15 protein-coding genes are annotated in these 20908 nt (G+C 65.0%); 8 read left to right on the top strand and 7 right to left on the bottom strand.

Features of this window, described 5'->3' with window-relative positions:
• Positions 1–644 precede the first annotated feature (644 nt).
• The 3 genes from AC1DXS_RS23515 to AC1DXS_RS23525 all read left to right on the top strand — a co-directional run bounded on the left by AC1DXS_RS23515 (position 645) and on the right by AC1DXS_RS23525 (position 2813).
• A complete protein-coding gene (locus tag AC1DXS_RS23515) occupies positions 645–1475 on the top strand; it encodes an urease accessory protein UreD (protein WP_477739856.1) in 831 nt (276 codons plus the stop codon).
• A 132-nt stretch (positions 1476–1607) separates the two neighbouring features.
• Positions 1608–2087, top strand: coding sequence for a VOC family protein (locus AC1DXS_RS23520; protein ID WP_477739857.1), 480 nt, complete (start codon positions 1608–1610; stop codon positions 2085–2087).
• A 237-nt stretch (positions 2088–2324) separates the two neighbouring features.
• Positions 2325–2813, top strand: coding sequence for a hypothetical protein (locus tag AC1DXS_RS23525; RefSeq protein ID WP_477739858.1), 489 nt, complete (start codon positions 2325–2327; stop codon positions 2811–2813).
• 816 nt (positions 2814–3629) lie between these two features.
• Here AC1DXS_RS23525 and cphA read toward each other — a convergent pair.
• Together cphA and AC1DXS_RS23535 are read right to left on the bottom strand one after the other, a co-directional pair.
• Positions 3630–6218 carry a cyanophycin synthetase gene (gene cphA, locus AC1DXS_RS23530; protein WP_477739859.1) on the bottom strand — a complete coding sequence of 863 codons (2589 nt, stop codon included), beginning with the start codon at positions 6216–6218 and terminating at the stop codon, positions 3630–3632.
• The gene (locus AC1DXS_RS23535; RefSeq protein ID WP_477739860.1) at positions 6218–8431 is read right to left on the bottom strand and encodes a cyanophycin synthetase; all 2214 of its coding nucleotides are present in this window, start codon (positions 8429–8431) and stop codon (positions 6218–6220) included. The genes cphA and AC1DXS_RS23535 overlap by 1 nt, the downstream gene beginning before the upstream one ends.
• 336 nt (positions 8432–8767) lie before the next feature.
• Here AC1DXS_RS23535 and AC1DXS_RS23540 point away from each other — a divergent pair, with 336 nt between their 5' ends.
• Together AC1DXS_RS23540 and AC1DXS_RS23545 are read left to right on the top strand one after the other, a co-directional pair.
• Complete coding sequence (locus tag AC1DXS_RS23540; protein ID WP_477739861.1) at positions 8768–11110, top strand: cyanophycin metabolism-associated ABC transporter; 2343 nt, start codon at positions 8768–8770, stop codon at positions 11108–11110.
• A 14-nt stretch (positions 11111–11124) separates the two neighbouring features.
• Positions 11125–11607, top strand: coding sequence for a cyanophycin metabolism-associated DUF1854 family protein (locus AC1DXS_RS23545; RefSeq protein WP_477739862.1), 483 nt, complete (start codon positions 11125–11127; stop codon positions 11605–11607).
• A gap of 775 nt (positions 11608–12382) precedes the next feature.
• On the opposite strand, the gene AC1DXS_RS23550 is transcribed toward AC1DXS_RS23545, so the two are convergent.
• Genes AC1DXS_RS23550 through AC1DXS_RS23560 form a run of 3 tightly spaced genes read right to left on the bottom strand, consistent with a single transcriptional unit; the run spans position 12383 to position 14960 of the window.
• Positions 12383–13147 carry an ABC transporter permease gene (locus AC1DXS_RS23550; protein ID WP_477739863.1) on the bottom strand — a complete coding sequence of 255 codons (765 nt, stop codon included), beginning with the start codon at positions 13145–13147 and terminating at the stop codon, positions 12383–12385.
• A 2-nt stretch (positions 13148–13149) separates the two neighbouring features.
• Positions 13150–13974: an ABC transporter ATP-binding protein gene (locus AC1DXS_RS23555; RefSeq protein ID WP_477739864.1), complete on the bottom strand. Its 825-nt coding sequence runs from the start codon at positions 13972–13974 to the stop codon at positions 13150–13152.
• A gap of 2 nt (positions 13975–13976) precedes the next feature.
• On the bottom strand, positions 13977–14960 hold the full coding sequence (locus tag AC1DXS_RS23560; protein ID WP_477739870.1) for an ABC transporter substrate-binding protein: 984 nt from the start codon (positions 14958–14960) through the stop codon (positions 13977–13979).
• 761 nt (positions 14961–15721) lie between these two features.
• Here AC1DXS_RS23560 and AC1DXS_RS23565 point away from each other — a divergent pair.
• From AC1DXS_RS23565 to AC1DXS_RS23575, 3 genes are read left to right on the top strand one after another with little or no spacing between them, the layout of a single operon-like run.
• Complete coding sequence (locus AC1DXS_RS23565; protein ID WP_477739865.1) at positions 15722–16627, top strand: phosphate/phosphite/phosphonate ABC transporter substrate-binding protein; 906 nt, start codon at positions 15722–15724, stop codon at positions 16625–16627.
• A 4-nt stretch (positions 16628–16631) separates the two neighbouring features.
• Entirely contained in the window at positions 16632–17711 is a 1080-nt protein-coding gene (locus tag AC1DXS_RS23570) for a hypothetical protein (RefSeq protein ID WP_477739866.1), read from the top strand.
• Positions 17708–18580, top strand: a complete 873-nt coding sequence (locus AC1DXS_RS23575; RefSeq protein ID WP_477739867.1) for a phosphate/phosphite/phosphonate ABC transporter substrate-binding protein — start codon at positions 17708–17710, stop codon at positions 18578–18580. Before AC1DXS_RS23570 ends, AC1DXS_RS23575 begins: the two co-directional genes overlap by 4 nt.
• A 36-nt stretch (positions 18581–18616) precedes the next feature.
• Here AC1DXS_RS23575 and AC1DXS_RS23580 read toward each other — a convergent pair whose 3' ends face one another.
• Positions 18617–19858: a M20 family metallopeptidase gene (locus tag AC1DXS_RS23580; protein WP_477739868.1), complete on the bottom strand. Its 1242-nt coding sequence runs from the start codon at positions 19856–19858 to the stop codon at positions 18617–18619.
• A gap of 5 nt (positions 19859–19863) precedes the next feature.
• The coding region (locus AC1DXS_RS23585; RefSeq protein ID WP_477739869.1) for a hydantoinase/carbamoylase family amidase at positions 19864–20908 on the bottom strand (1045 nt) is incomplete at its 5' end.

Here is a 20908-nt window from a genome sequence, read left to right on the forward strand (position 1 = left end):
TTCCTCTGCTGGGGCTTGCTGGCCGGGGGTTGCCCGGCGGCAACTCACTTTTCTTTTGCTTCGCCAAAAGAAAAGTAAGCAAAAGAAAAGGCGACCCTGGTGTCTGCGTCCCTTCGCTTCGCTACGGGCAGCCTGTGGTGCTCGGTCCAGACGGGGTCAAAAACAACTCGCCTGCGGCTCAAACACGTTTTTGCCCTTATCCGTCTGGACCTGCGCTCCTCGGCGCATACACAAGGGGTGGGGAAGGAATACCTGAAACCACAAGGACACGCTATGGCGTGTCCTTGATTGTCTTTGTATTGGTTCTTTGGTTTTTGTCCCCGCTCCCGATTGCCCCGTCCTGGCTGGGCCGAGGAGCGCAGAGACAAGCGGATCAGGGCAAAAACGTGTCTGAGCGCAGCGAGTTGTTTTTGACCCCGCTTGGCTCGAGCACCGCAGGTTGCCCCGAAGCGCAGCGTAGGGGACCCAGACTGCGGGTCGCCTTTCTTTTGGGTACTTTTCTTTGGCGAAGCAAAGAAAAGTGCCTCGCCCGCCGGGGCGAGACCCGGCCAGCAGGATGCAGAGGAGGGCGCACCGCCGGAGCAAGACCGGCCAACCTCTTCAGCAGGGGGAACGGGGGAAAGCCCCACGTTAAACTCCCCCCCATGACCTGGACCGCGACCCTCGCACTCGACTACACCCACCAGGCCGGCAAGACCCTTGCCCATTTCCGCCACAGCGGGCCGCTGCGCATCCTGCAAAGCCTGTACCCCGAAGGCGATGCCATCTGCCACAACGTCATCGTGCATCCGCCCGGCGGCCTGGTGGGCGGCGACACGCTGGAGCTGGCCTTCAGCGCCGGTCCCGGTTCCCATGGCCTGATCACCACGCCGGGTGCCACGCGCTTCTACCGTTCGACCGGCGAGTCCGCGCTGCAAAACACCAGGCTCACGCTGCAGGCCGGCGCGCGCATGGAATGGCTGCCGCTGGAAGCCATTTGCTACAGCGGCTGCCTGGCCGAGAACCGGCTCACCATGCAGCTCGCGCCCGGCGCCGAACTCATGGGCTGGGACATCACCGCGCTGGGCCTGCCGGCTGCGGGCCAGCCTTTTGAAGGCGGCAGTTTCCGCCAGCATATTGAAGTGCCCGGCGTCTGGCTGGAGCGTGCGCGCCTGGACGCGAACGACAAGCTGTTGATGGACAGCCCCGTGGGCCTGGCCGGCCGGCGCTGCATGGCTTCGCTGTTTTTTGTGGCGGGCAGCAAACTTGAACGCCAGCGCCGCGAGCGTGCGCTGGACTGCGCGCGTGAAGTGCTCGAAGCCCATTCGCTGGCTTCCAGCGCCGGCGCTACGAGCCCCGACGCGCAGGTCGTCGTGCTGCGCGTGCTCTCGCCCGTGGTGGAGCCCGCCATGGCTTTGCTCAGGCAGGTCTGGCAGGCCTGGCGCAAAGAGATGTGGCAACTCGCGCCCTCCATGCCGCGGCTTTGGTCCATGTAAAAAGCGCTGCGGCGCGGCATTGACGCCTGCTTACACGCGCATCGGCCGGTTTCTGCAAGCCGGGGTCTTATGGTGATTACGATGGGGCCTGTTATTCCCACGCTTGATCACCCGCACATCAGGAGACACGCCATGATCCCCAAGAACACGATTTGCCTGTGGTACGACGGCGCCGCGCTGGAGGCCGCGACCTTCTATGCCAAGACCTTTCCCGACAGCAAGGTCGGTGCCGTCATGCGCGCGCCGGGCGACTACCCCGACGGCAAGCAGGGCGACATCCTGACGGTCGAGTTCACCGTCGCCGGCATCCCCTGCATGGGGCTCAACGGCGGCCCGCTTTTCAAGCACAACGAGTCTTTCTCTTTTGTGATCGCCACCGAAGACCAGGCCGAAACCGACCGCCTGTGGAACGCGGTCGTCGGCAACGGCGGCCAGGAAAGCGAGTGCGGCTGGTGCAAGGACCGCTGGGGCCTGTCATGGCAGATCACACCGCGCGTGCTGCTCGAAGCGGTCTCAGGGCCGGACCGCGCGGCCGCCAAGCGCGCCTTCGACGCGATGATGACCATGAAAAAAATCGACGTCGCCACAATCGAGGCCGCACGCCGGGGCTGAAACAAAACTCCCGGGGCTGCGCATCCCCTGTGAAGATCGCCATCTGTATGTGAATCCAGTGTTTTAAAGGCAGCGGGGGCGACCGGCCCGCGGGCCGACACGCATGAAAGCCCCGTCCTACATGGGCAAGGGGCGTAGGGCACGGGCGGCCCGCAGCTTTTCCTTTCAAGCCCGACTGCGGCGCCGGACCAGACTCCACTCATCGACATCCGTCGAGTTCGAACAAGGAGTTTGACCATGACTGCATCCCCGTATTTCCGCCTTGCCCAAAGCGCCGCGGCCTTCGGCGTTGCCGCCCTGCTGTCGCTGGGCGCTTCGGCGCAAATGGCTTCTGGCACCACCGGCATCGACGCCTCGGGCAACCCCCGCAGCGAGATGAATGCCTGCCTCACAGGGCGTACGCAACAGGACCGTGAAACCTGCATGACCGAAGTGCGCAACGCCAACGCCGCCAAACGCGCCGGCAAGGTCGACAACGCCAACGGCCAGTTTTCCGCCAATGCGCTCAAACGCTGCGACATCTTCCAGGGCGAAGACCTGGTCGCCTGCCAGGCCCGCATCGTGGGCTACGGCAAGACCGACGGCAGTGTTGCCGGCGGCGGCGCCATCCGCCAGATAGAAACCGTGGTCGTTCCGGCCGGCGCCACCAACGTGCGCGTACAGCCGCAGACCTCGTCCGACAACATTGTGGTGATCCCGGCGCCCGCCGCCGCGCCATCGCAATAACAGTTGCCACTCGCTCCGCCGCGGTTTGATGAAAACCCCGGATGAAGCAGAAGCAAAGGTGGGCCGCTTGCGGCCCACTTCTTTTTGTGGGCCGCGATACTGAATGCCGGGTCTTGCGCCGGCTGGCTCGCTCTTGCCCCTCTCTCCTCTCCTCTTCTTGCTTCTTCTTTCTTTTTTTCTCTGCTGAGGGTTGCTGGCCGGGGGTTGCCCGGCGGCAAGTAACTTTCTTTTGCTTCGCCAAAAGAAAGTCACCAAAGAAAAGGCGACCCGCAGTCTGGGTCCCTCCGCTGCGCTGCGGGCAACCTGTGGTGCTCGAGCCAAGCGGGGTCAAAAACAACTCGCTTCGCTCAGACACGTTTTTGCCCTGATCTGCTTGTCTCTGCGCTCCTCGGCCCAGCCAGGACGGGGAAGTCCGAAATACCGAACTCCAATACAAACAAGGACACGCCATGGCGTGTCCTTGTGGTTTAGATATTCGGGGTTTTGCCTTTGGCTGTTGGTAGTCGGGCCCCTTGTGTATGCGCCGAGGAGCGCAGGTCCAGACGGATAAGGGCAAAAACGTGTCTGAGCGAAGCGAGTTGTTTTTGACCCCGTCTGGACCGAGCACCACAGGTTGCCCCGTAGCGAAGCGAAGGGGACGCAGACACCAGGGTCGCCTTTTCTTTGCTTACGTTCTTTTGGCGAAGCAAAAGAAAGTAAGTCGCCCGCCGGGGCGAGTCCCGGCCAGCAGCTCTCAGCAGAGTGAAGAGAAGAGGAAAAAGGGAGGAAAGGAGAAGAGTACAGCGCGCCCGCCGGAGCAAGACCCGGCTCAATTCCTCACTGCGCTACTTTCGCCTCTTTGACCCGAGCAGCCAAATGCTCAAGCGCCTCCTGCACTTGATCCACCAACACCAGACAGAGATCCCCCGCCGACAGCCGCTCAAGCGCGGTATCGATGGCAATGAACTCGCCACGTATCTCGTCAATGCGCCGGGTGCGGTGCGCACCTTCCAGCCCCTGGCGCAGCAGGGCCATGACTTCGCCGTCGGCGCGGCCGCGCTGGGCGGCATCCTGGTAGAGGATGACGTCGTCAAAAGCACTGCCCAGGATGATGGTCTGGTCGCGGATGTCGCTGTCGCGGCGGTCGCCGGCGCCGCTGATGACGACGCTGCGGCGCTGGCCGGGTGTGGCGGGCATGGCATCGACGGCGGCGACCAGGGCGCGCATGGCGTCCGGGTTGTGGCCGTAGTCGGCGATCACGGTGGCGCCCTTGTAGTCCATGACGTTGAAGCGGCCGGGCGCGTTGTGCGCGTCGTTGACGAAGCTGGCCAGGCCGCTCTTGATGGTGTCCCAGTTCAGGCCTGCGCCCCAGGCGGCGGCGACGGCGGCCATGACGTTTTCGACCTGGAAGCTGATGGCGCCGCCGCGGGTGAGGGGCACGCCCTGCAGGGGAATGCGTTCGATCCAGGCGCCTTCGGCGGCCACCAGCATGGGGCCGTCGACGTACACGGTGCGCTTGCCTTGGGCGCGGTGCGTGGCCATGAGCGGGTGGTGGCGGTCGGCGGCGAAGAAGATGACCTTGCCGGGGCAGGTGGCGGCCATGTCGGCGACGATGGGGTCGGCGGCATTGAGCACGGCGTAGCCGGTGTTCGCGACGTTCTGCACGATGACGCGCTTGAGCACGGCCAGGTCTTCCACCGTGGTGATGTAGTTCAGGCCCAGGTGGTCGCCGCTGCCGATGTTGGTGACGACGGCGACCTGGCAGCGGTCAAAGCCCAGGCCTTCGCGCAGCACGCCACCGCGGGCGATCTCGAACACCGCCGCGTCGACATCGGGGTGCATGAGCACATTGCGCGCGCTCTTGGGGCCGCTGCAATCGCCGCTGTCGGTTTGGCGGCCGTTGATATAGACGCCGTCGGTATTCGTCATGCCGGTGCGCAGGCCTTCGGCGGCCATCAGGTGGGCGATGAGGCGGGTGGTGGTGGTCTTGCCGTTGGTGCCGGTCACCGCGATGACGGGGATGCGGCCGTTGTCGCCGGCGGGGAACAGCTCGTCGATCATGGCCGCGCCGACGGCGCGGCCCTTGCCGTAGGAGGGTGACAAATGCATGCGCAGGCCGGGCGCGGCGTTGACTTCAACGACGCCGCCGTTTTGCGATTCCAGCGGGCGCAGCATGCTTTCGCAGACCACGTCGACGCCGCAGATGTGCAGGCCGACCATTTGCGCGGCGGCCACGGCGCGCGCGGCGACGGAGGGGTGCACGTCGTCCGTCACGTCGGTGGCGGTGCCGCCGGTGCTGAGGTTGGCGTTGTTGCGCAGGATGACGCGCCGGCCCTTGGCGGGAATCGATTCGGGCGTGAGCTCCTGCACTTCCAGGCGCGCGACGGCGATGTCGTCAAAGCGGATCTTGGTGAGCGAGGTGGCGTGGCCTTCGCCGCGGCGTGGGTCCTGGTTGACGATGTCGACCAGTTCGCGCACGGTGTGCAGGCCGTCGCCCACCACCTGCGGCGGCTCGCGCCGCGAGGCGGCGACCAGCTTGTTGCCGACGACCAGCAGGCGGAAGTCGCTGCCGGGCAAAAATTTCTCGACCATGACCTCGCCGTGTTCGGCGGCGGTTTTGTAGGCGACTTCGAGGTGCTCGCGCGTGCTGATGTTGACGGTCACGCCCTTGCCTTGATTGCCGTCCTGCGGTTTGACGACCACGGGCAGGCCGACCTGCCGGGCCGCAGCCCAGGCGTCTTCGACATCGGTGACGGGGCGGCCCAGCGGCACGGGCACGCCGGCGGCGCGCAGCAGTTTTTTGGTGAGGTCTTTGTCCTGCGCGATGGATTCGGCGACGGCGCTGGTGGAATCGACTTCGGCGGCCTGGATGCGGCGCTGCCTGGCACCCCAGCCGAACTGCACCATGCTGCCCTTGGTGAGGCGGCGATAAGGGATACCGCGCGCGACGGCGGCGTCGACGATGGCGCCGGTGCTGGGGCCCAGGCGCTCGTCTTCGTCGAGGTCGCGCAGCTGGGCGATGGCGGCCTCAAGGTCGAAGGCGGTGTCGCGCAGGGCCGCGTGGATCAGGGACTGGGCCAGTTCAAAGGCCAGGCGGCCGACGGCTTCCTCGCTGTATTCGACGACGACCTGGTAGGTGCCGGACTCGACGGTGGCGGCCGTGTGGCTGAAGGTGAGGGGGCAACCCGCGGCGGTTTGCAGCGCCAGTGCGGCGGCTTCCAGCACATGGGCCAATGAGACGGGCCCGGCGTGGCCGGTCTGCCGGAAGGCGCCCATTTCGGGGAACAGTGAGCGCACGCGCGGCTCGAAGCCGGCCAGGCCCGCGATGTTGCATTCAACCGCGCTGCAGGCGACGACGGCTTCGAGCGCGGTGTGCCGGCTCCAGAGGTTGGGGCCGCGCAGGGCGCGGATGCGGGACACTTCCATTACTCGGCACTCCCGGCGGTTTTAGGGGTGGTTTCAAAGGCTTCCATGCCGGCGCCTATCAGGTTGAGCGGAATGCCGAGCGCCCAGGCGGCGCCCACGGCGGCCAGCAGGGCGTCTTCGGTGAGGCCGCGGCGTTCACGCCAGGCGCCCAGCTTGCCCAGGCCGGGCAGGAAGGCCTCGCTGTTGCCGGTGGCCAGCACCACCTGGTCTTGCCGCAGGTAAAGTGCGCGGCCGCCCTGGGCGCAATGCGCGGCGATGGCCGCGGCCTTGGGATCGACGCTGTAGAAAATCACTTCGCCGTCGCAGAGCTCGGCCATCTCGGCGATGCGCGGGTCACCGGCATTGAGCACGGCGGCGCCGCTGGGCAGCACCACGTCGACCTGCGAGCGCATGACCTTGAACATCTGCTCGTCGTCGGTGATGTCGAATTCGGCCAGGCCCTGGGCGCCACCCAGGTCGGTGACCACGCCGACCTGGCATTTGTCGTAGGGCAGGCCGGTGCGCAGAATCGTGTCGGCGCCGTTTTCAAACACGGCGGCCTGCACGGCGCGGTTGATCAGGAGGCGCTGGCCGGCTTCCCAGTTGGCGCAGTCGGAGGCGTCCACGCAGCGCTGGTCGAGGAAGAGACCCGCCTGGCAGGCCAGGCCGGTGTGCCGGCCGGACAGGTGCAGCAGCCAGGCCACCAGCCGCGCAACGCGGTAGTTGCCGCCGGAGCCGGCGATGCCGACGATGGGGATGCGGCCGTCGTTGGGGTTGTCGCTGTCGGACGAGTGCGGGAAGAGGTGGTCGCAGATGGCGCGGCCCACGGGGCGGGGCGCGCCTTCGGCGGGCTTGAGGTGCATCAAAAGGCCCGGGCCGGCGTTGACTTCGACAATGGCGCCGCCTTGCTCGTGCAGCGGGCGCGAGATGTCCTGCGCGACGACGTCGACGCCGGCGATGTCCAGGCCCACCACCCGCGCGGCCAGCGAGACGACGTGGTCGACCTCGGGGTGGACGGCGTCGGTGCAATCGAGCGCCACATTGCCGTTGCGCTGGATCAGCACTTCGCGGCCGGCGGCGGGCACGGCGTCGGGCGTCAGGCCCTGGCGCTGCAGGTCGAGGATGACGGCGCCGTCTTCGGCGGCGTTGATGCGGCCCAGCGGGAAGTCCTCTCCCACGCCGCGGCGCGGGTCGGTGTTGAGCTGGGCATCGACCAGCTGGACGACGGTGGAGGCACCGTCGCCCGTCACCCAGGCGGCTTCGCCGCGCGCGGCGGCGACCACGCGGCCGCCGACGACCAGCAGGCGGTGCTCATGGCCGCGCACAAAGCGCTCGACCATGACTTCGCTGCCGTGACGGGCAGCCACCGTGAAAGYGGCTTCGACTTCGGCGCGGGTTTTGAGGTCCAGCGAAACGCCGCGGCCGTGGTTGCCGTCGGAGGGTTTGACGACCACCGGCAGGCCGATGTCTTCGGCCGCTTCCCAGGCCTCTTCGGCGGTGGCGACGATCTCGCCTTCGGGCACGGGCACGCCGCAGGTGGCCAGCAGGCTTTTGGTGAGGTCCTTGTCGTGGGCGATGCCCTCGGCAATGGCGCTGGTGAGGTCGGTTTCGGCCGTCCAGATGCGGCGCTGGCTGGCGCCGTAGCCCAGCTGCACCAGGTTGCCCTCGTTCAGGCGGATGTGGGGAATGCGGCGGTCGGTGGCGGCGGCCACGATGGAGGCGGTGCTGGGCCCGAGGTAGCAGTCGTCGACCTTGTCGCGGACCTTGCCGACGGCGGCCTGCACGTCGGCATGGCTGTAGGGCGTGTTGTTGATGGCGGCCATCAGCAGGCGGTGGCCTTCGGCCAGCGCGGTGCGGGCGACCTGTTCGTCGCGCGCCCGGAACACCATGCGGTAAACCCCGCGCTGCGAGGTGCTGCGCGTCTGGCCGAAGCCGGTGGGCATGCCGGCCAGGTTGAGCAGCTCGATCACCACGTGCTCCAGCACATGGCCTGACCAGGTGCCTTCGCGCAGGCGCTGGATGAAGCCGCCGCGCTCGCCCACGCCGCACTGGTGCTCGAGCAGGGCCGGCAGCAGCGCGACCAGGCGGTCGTTGAAGCCCGGGAGTTCGTTGGAGGGGAAGTCCTCGAGTTTGCCGAGGTCCAGCCATACCTCAAGCACGGCCCGGTATGTCCAGATGTTGGGTCCGCGCAGGTAGTTGATGCGCAGCAGCTTGATGTCGTCCTGAGGGCTCATGGTTCGCAGCATGGTCGGCCAGGCAGGGCGGCCGCACCCGTCGGTGCAAAGCGGCGGTCCTGGCCGATGAATTTCAGTGTGAGGCCGGTGAAGGCCCCTGTGGATCCCTGTATGTCTCGTTATGTGCGTTGTGTCTTTGTTCTTGTCGCGAACGAGCCTGGCTGGGGATGGGGGATCGGTAGCCGGTTTCGCCATTTTCGGGGATTGAGGGTCAAATTCTGTTGTTCCGGGCCGCATTCGGCGAAAATCCCGGGTTCGGGTTCCCGACGCGCGACGACCAAAACCTGCGAAAACCCAGCCGCGCCAGATGCGGGACGCCAAGATTTCACCAACACAATGCAACACAAACACCCGGCAGACGACTCCAGCCTTACCGACCCCGCCTTGGCGGGGCTTCGCTCACAACTTGCAACCCACGAAAACGTTTTATGTACGCTTACGGTTGACCTTGACGGCCAACTTCGTTTCGCCCAGGGCCTGCTGGCCCTGACCGACCGCCGCCTGCTGGCCCGCGACCCGGGCGGTGAATGGGCCGCCTGGCCTACGGTGGACGCCGCCGGCAAGGGCTTGCCGGGCCTGTCGCTGCGCCATTTCGACCACGCCGGCGTGGGCACGCTGGAGCTGCACCAGGGTGGCCAGCGACTGGCCGGATGGCGGTTTACCCTGAGCGCCAACGTGCAGGCGCTGCGCCTGGTGCGGCTGTTCGTGCAGCAGCAGGCCGTCCAGGGCCTGGCCGAGGCGCCGCCAGCCGACGAGGCGGCCCTGTGCCCCGAATGCGACCTGCCGCTGCCGCCGGACAGCGAGGAATGCCCGGCCTGCGCCCGCGAGCTGCACACCCCGCCTTCCACCTGGGTGCTGCTGCGCCTCTGGCGTTTTGCCCATCCCTACCGCCACCAGCTGCTGGCCGGGTTTCTACTGACGCTGGCCTCCACCGCCGCGACGCTGGTGCCGCCCTACCTGACCATCCCGCTGATGGACGACGTGCTGATTCCCTTCCAGAACGGCCAGCAGATCGAGCCCTGGAAGGTCGGCGCCCTGCTGGGCGGCCTGCTGGCCGCGGCCGTGCTGGGCTGGGCGCTGAACTGGGCGCGCACCTATTTGCTGGCGCTGGTGTCCGAGCGCATAGGCGCCGACCTGCGCACCGCCACCTTCGACCACCTGCTGGAGCTCTCGCTGGACTATTTCGGCGGCAAGCGCACCGGCGACCTGATGTCGCGCATAGGCTCCGAAACCGACCGCATCTGCGTCTTTTTGTCGCTGCACGCGCTGGATTTCGCGACCGACGTCTTGATGATCGTGATGACCGCGGTCATCCTGTTTTCCATCAACCCCTGGCTGGCCGTGGTGACGCTGCTGCCGCTGCCCTTCATCGGCTGGATGATCCACGTGGTGCGCGACAAGCTGCGCACCGGTTTTGAAAAGATAGACCGGGTCTGGTCCGATGTGACCAATGTGCTGGCGGACACCATTCCCGGCATCCGCGTGGTGAAGGCCTTTGCCCAGGAAAAGCGCGAGGCCCAGCGCTTTCGCGAAGTCAACCAGCACAACCTGGCCGTCAACGACAAGCTCAACAAGACCTGGTCGCTGTTCACGCCCACGGTGTCGCTGCTGACCGAAGTGGGCCTGCTGGTGGTGTGGGCCTTCGGCATCTGGCTGGTGTCCCGGCAGCAGATCACGGTCGGTGTGCTGACGGCGTTTATCGCCTACATAGGCCGCTTCTACGGCCGGCTCGATTCCATGAGCCGCATTGTCTCGGTCACGCAAAAGGCCGCTGCCGGCGCCAAGCGGATTTTTGACATCCTGGACCATGTCTCCAACGTGCCCGAAACCGCCAACCCCATCAAGATAGGCCAGCTTGAAGGCCGCATCGACATGAAGAACCTGGGCTTTCGTTATGGCAACCGCTCGGTGATTCGCGGGCTGGACCTGCAGATACGGCCCGGCGAGATGATCGGCCTGGTGGGCCACAGCGGCTCCGGCAAAAGCACGCTGGTCAACCTCATCTGCCGTTTCTACGACGTGAGCGATGGAGCGATCAGCGTGGACGGCACCGACATACGCCGCTTCGGCGTGGCCGATTACCGCCGCCACATCGGCCTGGTGCTGCAGGAGCCTTTTCTTTTCTTTGGCACGATTGCCGAGAACATCGCCTACGGCAAGCCCGGCGCCACGCGCGCCGAGATCGTCGCGGCCGCCCGCGCCGCCCATGCGCATGAATTCATTTTGCGCCTGCCGCAGGGCTATGACTCGCTGGTGGGCGAACGCGGCCAGGGCCTGTCGGGCGGCGAGCGCCAGCGCATCTCGATCGCGCGCGCACTGCTGATAGACCCGCGCATCCTGATCCTGGACGAAGCGACGTCCTCGGTGGACACCGAGACCGAAAAGGAAATCCAGCGCGCCCTCGACAACCTGGTGCAGGGTCGCACCACGATCGCGATTGCCCACCGCCTCTCGACGCTGCGCAAGGCCGACCGCCTGGTCGTGATGGACCGCGGCCAGGTGGTGGAAGTCGGCCCGCACGATGAGTTGATGGCCAAACAGGGCGCCTACTGGCGGCTGTATGAAGCCCAGGCACGCCAGGTCGACAGCGAAGAGGGCGACCAGGAAGACCAGGAGCGCCGCATCGCGGTGGCGACCTCGCAACTGGCCCACACCGCACAGCACGCGGGCAACACATGAGCGCAGGACTTCATATGGCAGATATTTCTTCCAACCCAAGCTTCGACCTGGCGCGTGACGCCTCAGGCCGCCTTGTCTTCACCGATACGGGAGGCCAGGCGCATGCGGGCGTCGTGCCGGTGCGTGCCTTTCCCATCGCCGCCCCTGACGAAGGCGTTTCGCTGGTCAACACCGAAGGGCATGAAGTCGCCTGGGTGGACCACTTGCAGGCCGTGCCTGAAGCGGCGCGAACGCTGCTGCAGGAAGAGCTGGCCCTGCGTGACTTCGTGCCCGAAGTGACGCGGCTCAAAAGCGTCTCCAGCTTCGGCACACCCAGCGTCTGGACGGTCGAGACCGACCGGGGGGAGACTTCTTTTATCCTCCGCGGCGAGGAGGATATCCGTCGCCTCGGGCGGGTTGGGTTGCTGATCGCTGGTAGCCAGGGGGTGCAGTACAGTGTGCGGGATATGACGGCGCTGGACCGGGCATCGCGCCGTCTGTTGGAGCGGTTTCTTTAGCCGGGTCTTGCGCCGGCCTTGCGCGCTCCTCTCCCTCTCCTCCTTCCTCTCTTCACCGCCCTCTTCTTAGTTCTGTTGGCCGGGGGTTGCCCGGCGGCAACTCACTTTTATCGAAACCCGCAAAGCGGGTTTTCTTTTGTTCGCCAAAAGGCGCGCTACGCGCGCGGGGTTTGCTCACTTCGCGCAGCGAAGTTACGCAAACACCAAAAGTAAGCAAAAGAAAAGGCGACCCTGGTGTCTGCGTCCCCTTCGCTTCGCTACGGGGCAGCCTGCGGTGCTCGGTCCAGACGGGGTCAAAAACAACTCGCCTGCGGCTCAAACACGTTTTTGCCCTTATCCGTCTGGACCTGCGCTCCTCGGCGCATACACAAGGGGCCCGGATACCGAACAGCCAAACAGCCGAAGGAAAAAACAAATACTTAAAACAACAAGGACACGCCACGGCGTGTCCTTGTTTTGGAGTTCAGTATTTTTCTTCTTGTATTCGGACTTCCCCGTCCTGGCTGGGCCGAGGAGCGCAGAGACAAGCGGATCAGGGCAAAAACGTGTCTGAGCGAAGCGAGTTGTTTTTGACCCCGCTTGGCTCGAGCACCGCAGGTTGCCCGAAGCGAAGCGGAGGGACCCAGACTGCGGGTCGCCTTTTCTTTGCTTACGTTCTTTTGGCGAAGCAAAAGAAAGTAAGTCGCCCGCCGGGGCGAGTCCCGGCCAGCTGAACTAAGCAGAGGAAGGAGGAGGGTGAGGAGGAAGAGCGCGCAAGGCCGGAGCAAGACCCGGCCTAATGCGACCCCCGATGAGCCCACCCAGTAGTATGTTTCTCAACATAACTAAACAACTCATACATCGCCATCGCCATCCCCCCAATCACCACCAACCCGGCAAACGCCAAGGCCAACCGTTGCTGCGAACCGGCACTCTGCATGAGATAACCAATCCCCGAATCGCCGGCCGTCATCTCGGCCAGCACGGTCCCGACAAAAGCCAGCGTGATCGACACCTTGAGGGATGCAAAAAAATAAGGCATGGAGCGCGGCAGGCCGACCTTGACGAGGATGTCCCAGCGTTTGGCGCCCAGCACGCGCAGCACGTCTTCGAGTTCAGGCTCCAGTGTGGCCAGGCCGGTGGCCATATTGACGGTGATGGGAAAAAACGAGATCAAAAATGCCGTGAGGATGCCGGGGCCTATGCCTATGCCGAACCAGACGATGAGGATGGGAACAATCGCCGCCTTGGGCACCGCGTTGAAGGCCACCAGCAGGGGGTACACCGCCGCGTAAGCCAGGCGCGATGAGCCGACCAGAAAACCCAGCATCACACCGACCACGATGGACAGGCCGAAACCGACCAGGGTGACCCAGAAGGTTTTCCAGGCGGCTTCGGCAATCGGCGTGGCGAACTCGGCCATGGCCTGGGCAATCGCCAAGGGCGCCGGGAAAATGAATTCGGGCACCGTGAAGGCGCTGCACGCCACCTGCCACAGCAACACCACGACCGCCAGCAGCACCCAGGGCGCCCAGCGCTCCAGCTGTTTGTTGTTGTTCATGTTCATGGCGCGGCCCCGCCGCGCACCGCGCCTATGTGGCCGCGCAGTTCGTGCACGATGTCGCTGAACTCGCGGGTGTAGGTCACTTCGAGGTCGCGCGGGCGCGGCAGCTCGACCTCGCGCCGCACCACAAAGCGGCCCGGGCTTTTGCTCATCACGTACACCGTGTCGGCCAGGAACACCGACTCGCGCAAATCATGCGTGACCAGGATGACGTTAAAGCGCTGCTCGGTCCAGAGGTCGCGCAGTATGCACCAGAGCTCTTCACGCGTGAAGGCGTCCAGCGCGCCGAAAGGCTCGTCGAGCAGCAGCATCTTGGGCTCGTGGATCAGCGCGCGGCAAATGCTGGCGCGCTGCTGCATGCCGCCCGAGAGCTGCCAGGGGAATTTGTCCTCGTAACCAGCCAGGCCGACCTTTTGCAGCAGGCGGCGCGCGCGTTCTTCGAACTCTTTTCGTTTGGCCTTGAACTGGCTGCGGTAAGGTTCAACGATCTCCAGTGGCAGCAGCACATTGCCGACCGTGGTGCGCCAGGGCAACAGCGAGGGCGCCTGAAAGGCCATGCCTGAAATTTTCAGTGGCCCGGTCACGGGCCGGCCGTCGATCAGGATGCGGCCGGACGAAGGCATCTTCAGGCCCGTGGCCAGTTTCATGAAGGTGGACTTGCCGCAACCCGAAGGCCCGACGATGGCGATGAACTCGCCTTGCCGCACCTGCAGGTCTATGGCCTCGACGGAAAACTGTTTGCGTGCGAGCAGCTCGTCGTTATAGGCGAGCCAGACGTTGCGGAAATCAACGAAGTGATGGTTATCGGCGGTCGCCAGGGACATGCTTATTTCTTGGGAACGGGTAGCACGTTGAGCTCTGCAGCGCTGGGCAGGAACGAACCGTTCCACACCAGCGCAGGGTCAACGCGGGTCTTGGTGCCGAAGGCGTCGGACACCTGCGAGGCCATCAGCGTGAGGCGCGGGGCTTTCACCTGGCCGAAGCCTTCGGCGCGCGCGTCGGGGCTGTTGATCACGGTGTCGATCGCCAGGCGCAGGCGGCGCACCTCCAGCGGCACGTTGATGATGCCGTCGCGCGCCTTGACGAATTCAATCGCGGCAGCCGGGTCGGCCACCACGTCTTTCACACCTTTGGTGAAGGCCTGCAGGAAGGCCTTGACGGCCTCCGGGTGCTCCTTGATGAGCTTGGGCGAAGCGATCACCACATTGCCGTAGTGCTTCACGCCGAAGTCGGCATAGGGCAGCACCACCACGTCCTCGGCCTTGACGCCGCGCGCCTCGAGGTTGAGCAGCGAGGTGAAGGTAAAGCCGGTGATGGCGTCCACGTCTCCGCGCGCCAGCATGGTTTCGCGCAGCGGCGGGTCCATGGAGGTCCACTGGAAGCCGGTCACCTTGTTGGCCTTGGCAAAAATCGGGAAGGCGCGGCGGCCGGCGTCGAACACCGGTGCGCCCATTTTTTTGCCGTTGAGGTCGGCCGGCGTCTTGATGCCCGATTTCTTGAGCGCCATGACCGAGGCCGGCGTGTTGTTGTAGACCATCATCACCGCCACCGGCTTGTTGGGCGCGTCGGGGTTGTTGGCGTGGAATTCCATGACCGATGCCAGGTCGGCAAAACCCATGTCGTAAGTGCCCGATGCCACACGCGTGACCGCGCCGCCCGAGCCGTTGCCGGCATCCACCGTGACGTCCAGCTTGTTGGCCTTGAAGTAGCCCTTGGCCACGGGCGTGAGAAAGAGCGCGGCAGGGCCTTCAAAGCGCCAGTCGAGCTGGAACTTGATGGGGGTGTTTTGCGCATGCGCGCTCAAGGCCATCAGGGCAAACGCTGCCCCGCTAATCCGTGCGGCCAGGTGGGGGAGTGCAAGTGCGCGGTTTTTCATGTCGGGAAGTTCTTGAAGGGATTTCGGAGGGGCGGACGGAACCAATAAGGAGGAACGGGAAGAACGGGGGCGCTTGTGGTCCGCGGGAAGGCAAACCCTAAAACGATACAGCAAAAACAATGCCTGCCGTCTCCGCAGAGTAGAACTTTCGGAGCGCTTTGGGATGCCGGCAAGCTCCTCCAGCCCTCCGGGGCGGGCAAACGGCGGCGCGCCTTGGCTAAAGCGCAACAGATGCCCCGCCCAAACGCTGTCAGTGTTCGCACCTTGTAATTACTCACAGGTGGGGGTTTGCAATGCTTAGGCCTCTTTTCTTTGGCGTATCCGCCAAGCCCGTATTCGCCGCTTGGTAATCCTGCCAGTCCCCGGCATACCCAAGAGTGCCGCGGCTCTGGTCGCTCCAAAAAAGCGAGCCGTCTTCGGGAAATCCGGCAAGCCTGCGAAGCCAGGGTGAGGTTACAGCTGTTTACGTTTGACCTCGACGGGCGGAAGTGCCTGTCCGGGTAGTTGCCGCTTTGACCTGTCAGTCCTGACAGGAAAGGCGCCGCAATCAGGCTTTGACTATTTCCGGGGCTCGTCCATAGAGTGCCACTGTCACTACGCAAATGGCAGGGATGAAGGGATTAAGCCGTGGTGCCGCTCAGTCCCAGGCTTTAAGAAAGCCTGGGGCAGCGGCCGAAGCGGTCTAACAAACAACGATGAAACCAAACAAAGCTCTTACGGAAACGCCTTTTTCGCCGCTTCGCCGGCAGATGTTGTCGATTCTGGGCCTGGGCGCCCTTGCTGGAGGAATGGGAGGGGCGGGCAATGCCTGGGCCCAAGCCGCGGCAGCCGGCAAAAAGCCGGCCGCCGCAGGGTCGGGAGGGACGAACTGGCGCTTTCTGATCAACGAAGCCGTGGGAGGCGACACCAATTCCTTTGTGCTGACCAACCGCTACCGGCCTGTTGCCGATTTCATCACCGCCCAGCTCAAGGGCCGGCCCATTGTGGTGGAGCCCATGGTCGACATCAAGCGCTTCATGGCGGTGGCCCAGGGCGCCAGCAAACCCGAGTTCGTCTTCGGCAAGTCCGTCAACCAGCTGGCCAAGCTGGTGCGCGACAACGGCTACCAGCCGGTGGTGCGGCGCGCCGATCCTTACAAGGCGGCCTTCATCGTGGCCAAGGACTCCCCGATCAAAACCCTCACGGATGCGGCCGATGCCAAGGTCATCATGCCCGACGAGTTCGCGGCCACCAGCGCGGTGGCCCTGGCGGAACTGCGGCGGCAAAAACTCAGCCAGATCCGCGTGACGCATGTGCGCTTCCAGGAGGAGGTCGCGCAGTTCGTGAAGTCCGGAATGGGCCAGATTGGTGTGGTCAACCCCACCATTGCCAAAAAGTGGGTGGAAGACGGCGGGCGCGTGGTGGCTGAAACGCAGCCGGTGGTGAACTGGTCGATTCTGGCCGGTCCCGGCGTGGCCGCGGACATGGTGCAGCAGCTGCGCGATGCGTTGCTGGCGACCAATCCCGAAAGCACCGCCGTCATGACATCGATGGGCGTGAAGGCCTGGGCCAAAGCCGAAAGAAAGGATTACCTGGATTTGTTGGACTACACGAGGGAGTAAAAAAATGGACGTGTTGATTCGAACGAAGCCGCTGTCGCCGTCGGCATGGCGAACCGGGCTGCTGGCCGCCGTGCTCGCGCTTTCCTGCGGCGCGCAAGCCCAGGAAAAAAGGGCCGTGCCGCCCAATATCGAGCAAGCGGCGGCGGAAATCGCCGCGGAACTCGCCAGCAACTGCCCGCTGGCGCCGGCCGGTGACGTCGGCGCCTACAACCAGTGCCGGCAAGCCCTGTTCGGCCCCAGCCAGCTGCGCGCGCACGTGGCGCCCATCGTGCTGTGGGGCCGGCAGAACAAAAAAGAGAATGCGACGCTGCGCCAGACCAACCTCACGCAGTTCGCGCCGGACGCCTGGACCGGCATGTATGCGCCGCTCTTCATGTTCAACGGCCGCCATACCGTGGAATGGGTGGCCGACGAGAAGATGTTCCTGGTGCGGCTGGAAGCGGCGTTTCGCAATCGCATGCCGCCGGGCCAGTTTCCCTACCCGTTCTGGCACGACGAGGCCAAATGGGCCATGTACGAGAACGCCCGCAGCATGATGCTGTGGATGAGTCCCGAGACGGCCACCATCAAGGTGGCGCAGTTCACCGACGTGGCGTCCACGCCTTTGCTGCAGCCGGTGGTGGCGGTGCAGCATGAGAAATACCAGGGCCCCTGGCTGTGGACCGACGACAAAGGCCGCACCCAGCCGGCGGTGACGCTGTTCGACGGCCTGTACCGGCCGGAGAACCCGCAGCTGGCCAATGTGGAAAAGCGCTACCGCGACCTGGCGCTGCAGATGCGCGAGTCGCAGTGCGTGAACTGCCATGTACCCAACAACCCCGACAAGATGAGTCGCCTGGTGCTGCTGTCGACGCCCGCGCATGCCGCGGCCGAAGTGGACCGCTTGATCAAGGCCGTGCGGGAGGACCGCATGCCCATGGACGAGTTCAGGTTGAGCTACGCCCTTTCTGAAGACAACAAGAAGTGGCTGCTTGAGAGTGCGCTGGCATTCAAGGCAAGCCTGACAGCTGCCAGGCAATGGGAGGACGAGGCAGCGAAGAAGAGTGTGCAATCCGCAATCAACCCTACAAAGGTGATCAAATGAATACAGTGCTGTCACACGTAACCGGTCGCCGCGCGGTTCTTCGCGGCGTGGTGGGGGCCGCGGCGGCTGCCGCGGCCTGGCAGGGCTTTCCCACAATCAGCTGGGGCCAGCAGCAGCAGGCGGGCGGCGCGGAGCGCTGGCGGCTGCTGATCAACGAGGCGGTTACGGCGGACCTCAGCATCTCGATGCTGGCCCTGCGCTACCGGGGCTGGGCCGACTACCTGGGCGGGCAGATCCGCAGCAAGCAGGTGCTTGTCGACCCTGTGATCGATATCCAGAATTTCGTGCGGCAGGCCTCGTCGGAGCAAAAGCCGCTGATTATTTTCGGAAAATCCGTCAATCAGCTGTCCAAGCTGGTTCGCGACGGCGGCTACCAGCCCCTGGTGCGCCGGCCCGAGCCCTACAAGGCGGCGTTTATCGTGAACAACAGCTCACCCATCACCACCATCGGACAGTTGAGCGGCAAGAAAATCCTGATGCCGGATGAATCTTCCGCCACGGTGGCGGTCGCGCGCGCTGAGATCCGCCGCATGAATGTGCGCGAGCCCTATATTTCCTACACGCGCTACCAGGATTCCGTCTCGGCCCAGGTGGCGGCGGGCCTTGCCGAGGTGGGCGCGGTGAACCCGACCATCGCCAAAAAATGGCAGGAAAGTGGCGGCCGCGTCATCGGTGAAACCCAGCCCGTGGTGAATTGGTCCGTGCTCGCGGCCCCGGGTGTGCCGCCGGACATGGTCAGCAAGCTGACGGAGTCGCTGCTGGCCATGAACAGCCAGTCAGCCGGCATCCTGTCCGAGATCGGCGTCAAGCAATGGGTCAAGGCCGACCGCAAGGAATACCTTGCGTTGCTGGATTACACCCACGAGTGAGGTGAGCCGGTGGGCTTAAGGTCGGCGGCGCTTCGCTCAGGCCAGCAGGTCGCGCAGCGTGCGGGCAATTACCTTGGTGGCGCGGCGCAGGTCTTCCAGGTCCAGCCGCTCATCGGCGCGCTTGGCATGTGATTCGAGCACGGTGCGCGGGCCGGCGCCGTAGATCACGCCGGGGATGCCGGCTTCGGCGTAGAGGCGCACGTCGGTGTACAGCGGCGTGCCCATGGCCGGGATCTTCTGGCCGAACAGCGCTTCGCCGTGCTTCTGGATGGCCTCGACCAGCGGCCGGTTGCCGGGCAGCGGGCGCATGGAATTGGCCAGCAGCAGCCGCTTGATGTCGACGGTGATGCCTTTGCAGCCGGCGGCCGCATCGGCGATCACCTGGCGGATGTTGGCCTCGACCTCGGCCGGGTTTTCTTCGGGGATCATGCGGCGGTCCAGCTTGAACGTCACCTTGCCGGGCACCACATTGGTATTGGTGCCGCCTTCGATGCGGCCCACGTTGAGATAGGGGTGCTTGATGCCCTCGACCCTGGACGTGACCTCCTGGTAAAGCGTGTTCTGCGCGTAGAGCGCGTTGAGAATGTGCACCGCGCCCTGCAGCGCATCGACACCGGTGTCGGGAATCGCGGCGTGGGCCATCTTGCCGTGCACCGTGACTTCCATCTGCAGGCAGCCGTTGTGCGCTGTGACGACTTCATAAGAGAAGCCGGCCGCGATCAGCAGGTCGGGTTTGGTGAGGCCATGCTTGAGCAGCCAGCCCGGGCCCATCTCGCCGCCGAATTCCTCGTCGTAGGTGAAGTGCAGCTCGATAGCGCCCTTGAGCGGCGTGCCTAGTGCCTCGAGCGCGCGCACCGCGAAGGTGAAGCTCGCGAAATCGCATTTGCTGACGGCGGCGGCGCGGCCGTAAATCTTGCCGTCGACGATGTTGCCGCCGTAGGGGTCTTTGGTCCAGCCCTCGCCGGGCGGCACCACGTCGCCGTGGGCGTTCAAGGCGATGGTTTTCCCCTCACCCTTGCCGCCGTACTGGCGCCGCACGATCAGGTTGGTGATGGACTCCATGCCGTAGCCGCGCACTTCGGCTTCGGGCACCGGGTGTTTCTCGGCTTCGAAGCCGAAGGCCTTGATGAGTTCGGCGGTGCGCTCGGCATGCGGCGCGTTGTTGCCCGGCGGCGTGTCGGTGGGTACGCGTATGAGCTGCTGCAGGAATGCGGTTTCCTCGTCGAAGTGGGCATCTATCCAGCTGTCGAGCGTTGCGTAGTCTGTGGAGAAGGTCATGGTGGTCAGGGGGCGAGATGGGTGAGCAGATGGGTGAAAGCCTGGATCGCAAGCTCGATGTCGTCGCTGGTGCTGCTTTCCAGCGGGTTGTGGCTGATGCCGGAGTTCTGGCCGCGCACAAACAGCATGGCCTGCGGCATCACCTTGTGCAGCTTCATGGCGTCGTGGCCGGCGCCGCTGGGCATGGCGTGCAGCGGCACGCCCAGAGAGTCGACCGCACGCTCCCAGCGCTGCTGCCAGGCGGGCGCGCTGGGCGCGGCGGCGGCGCGCTCGGTGAGCTCGGTCGTGAAGTGCACGCCGCGGCGTTCGCAAATCGCCTTGAGCTCGGCCAGCACGTCGGCCACCAGCGCGTCGCGCTGCGCATCGACGGGCGCGCGCATATCCAGCGAAAACAGGCAGCGCCCCGGCACCACGTTGATGGAGCCGCTGGGCACCTGCAGCATGCCCACGGTGCCGACCGAGTCGCCATCCTGCGCCGCGCGGCGTTCCACATACAGCAGCAGTTCGGCAGCGGCGGCGGCGGCGTCGCGGCGGCGGTTCATGGGCGTGGTGCCGGCGTGGCTGGCCATGCCGCTGATCTCGCAGAGGTAGCGCACATTGCCGTTGATCGAGGTGACGATGCCCAGCGGCAGGTCAAGCTCGTTAAGCACCGGGCCCTGTTCAATGTGGACTTCGACAAAGCCCAGGTAGTTGCCGGCGTCGCGCTTGATAAGGGGGATCTCCTCGGGCTTCAGGCCGGCGTTCAGCATGGCCTCGCGCATGGTGATGCCGTCGGCGTCTTTCTGCTCCAGCCACTCGGGCTTGAAGTCGCCTATCAGCGCGCCCGAACCCAGGAAGGTGGCCTTGTAGCGCTGGCCTTCCTCTTCGGCAAAGCCCACGACTTCGATGTTGAAGGGCAGGCGCTTGCCCTGGCGGTGCAACTCGCGCACGCAGGCCATGGGCGCGAAGATGCCGAGGCGGCCGTCGTACTTGCCGCCGTTGCGCACGGTGTCGTAGTGGCTGCCGGTGAGGAGCGTCTTTACTCCCTCCCCCTCTGGGGGAGGGTTGGGG

Source organism: Polaromonas sp. P3_B1 (genome assembly GCF_056402935.1).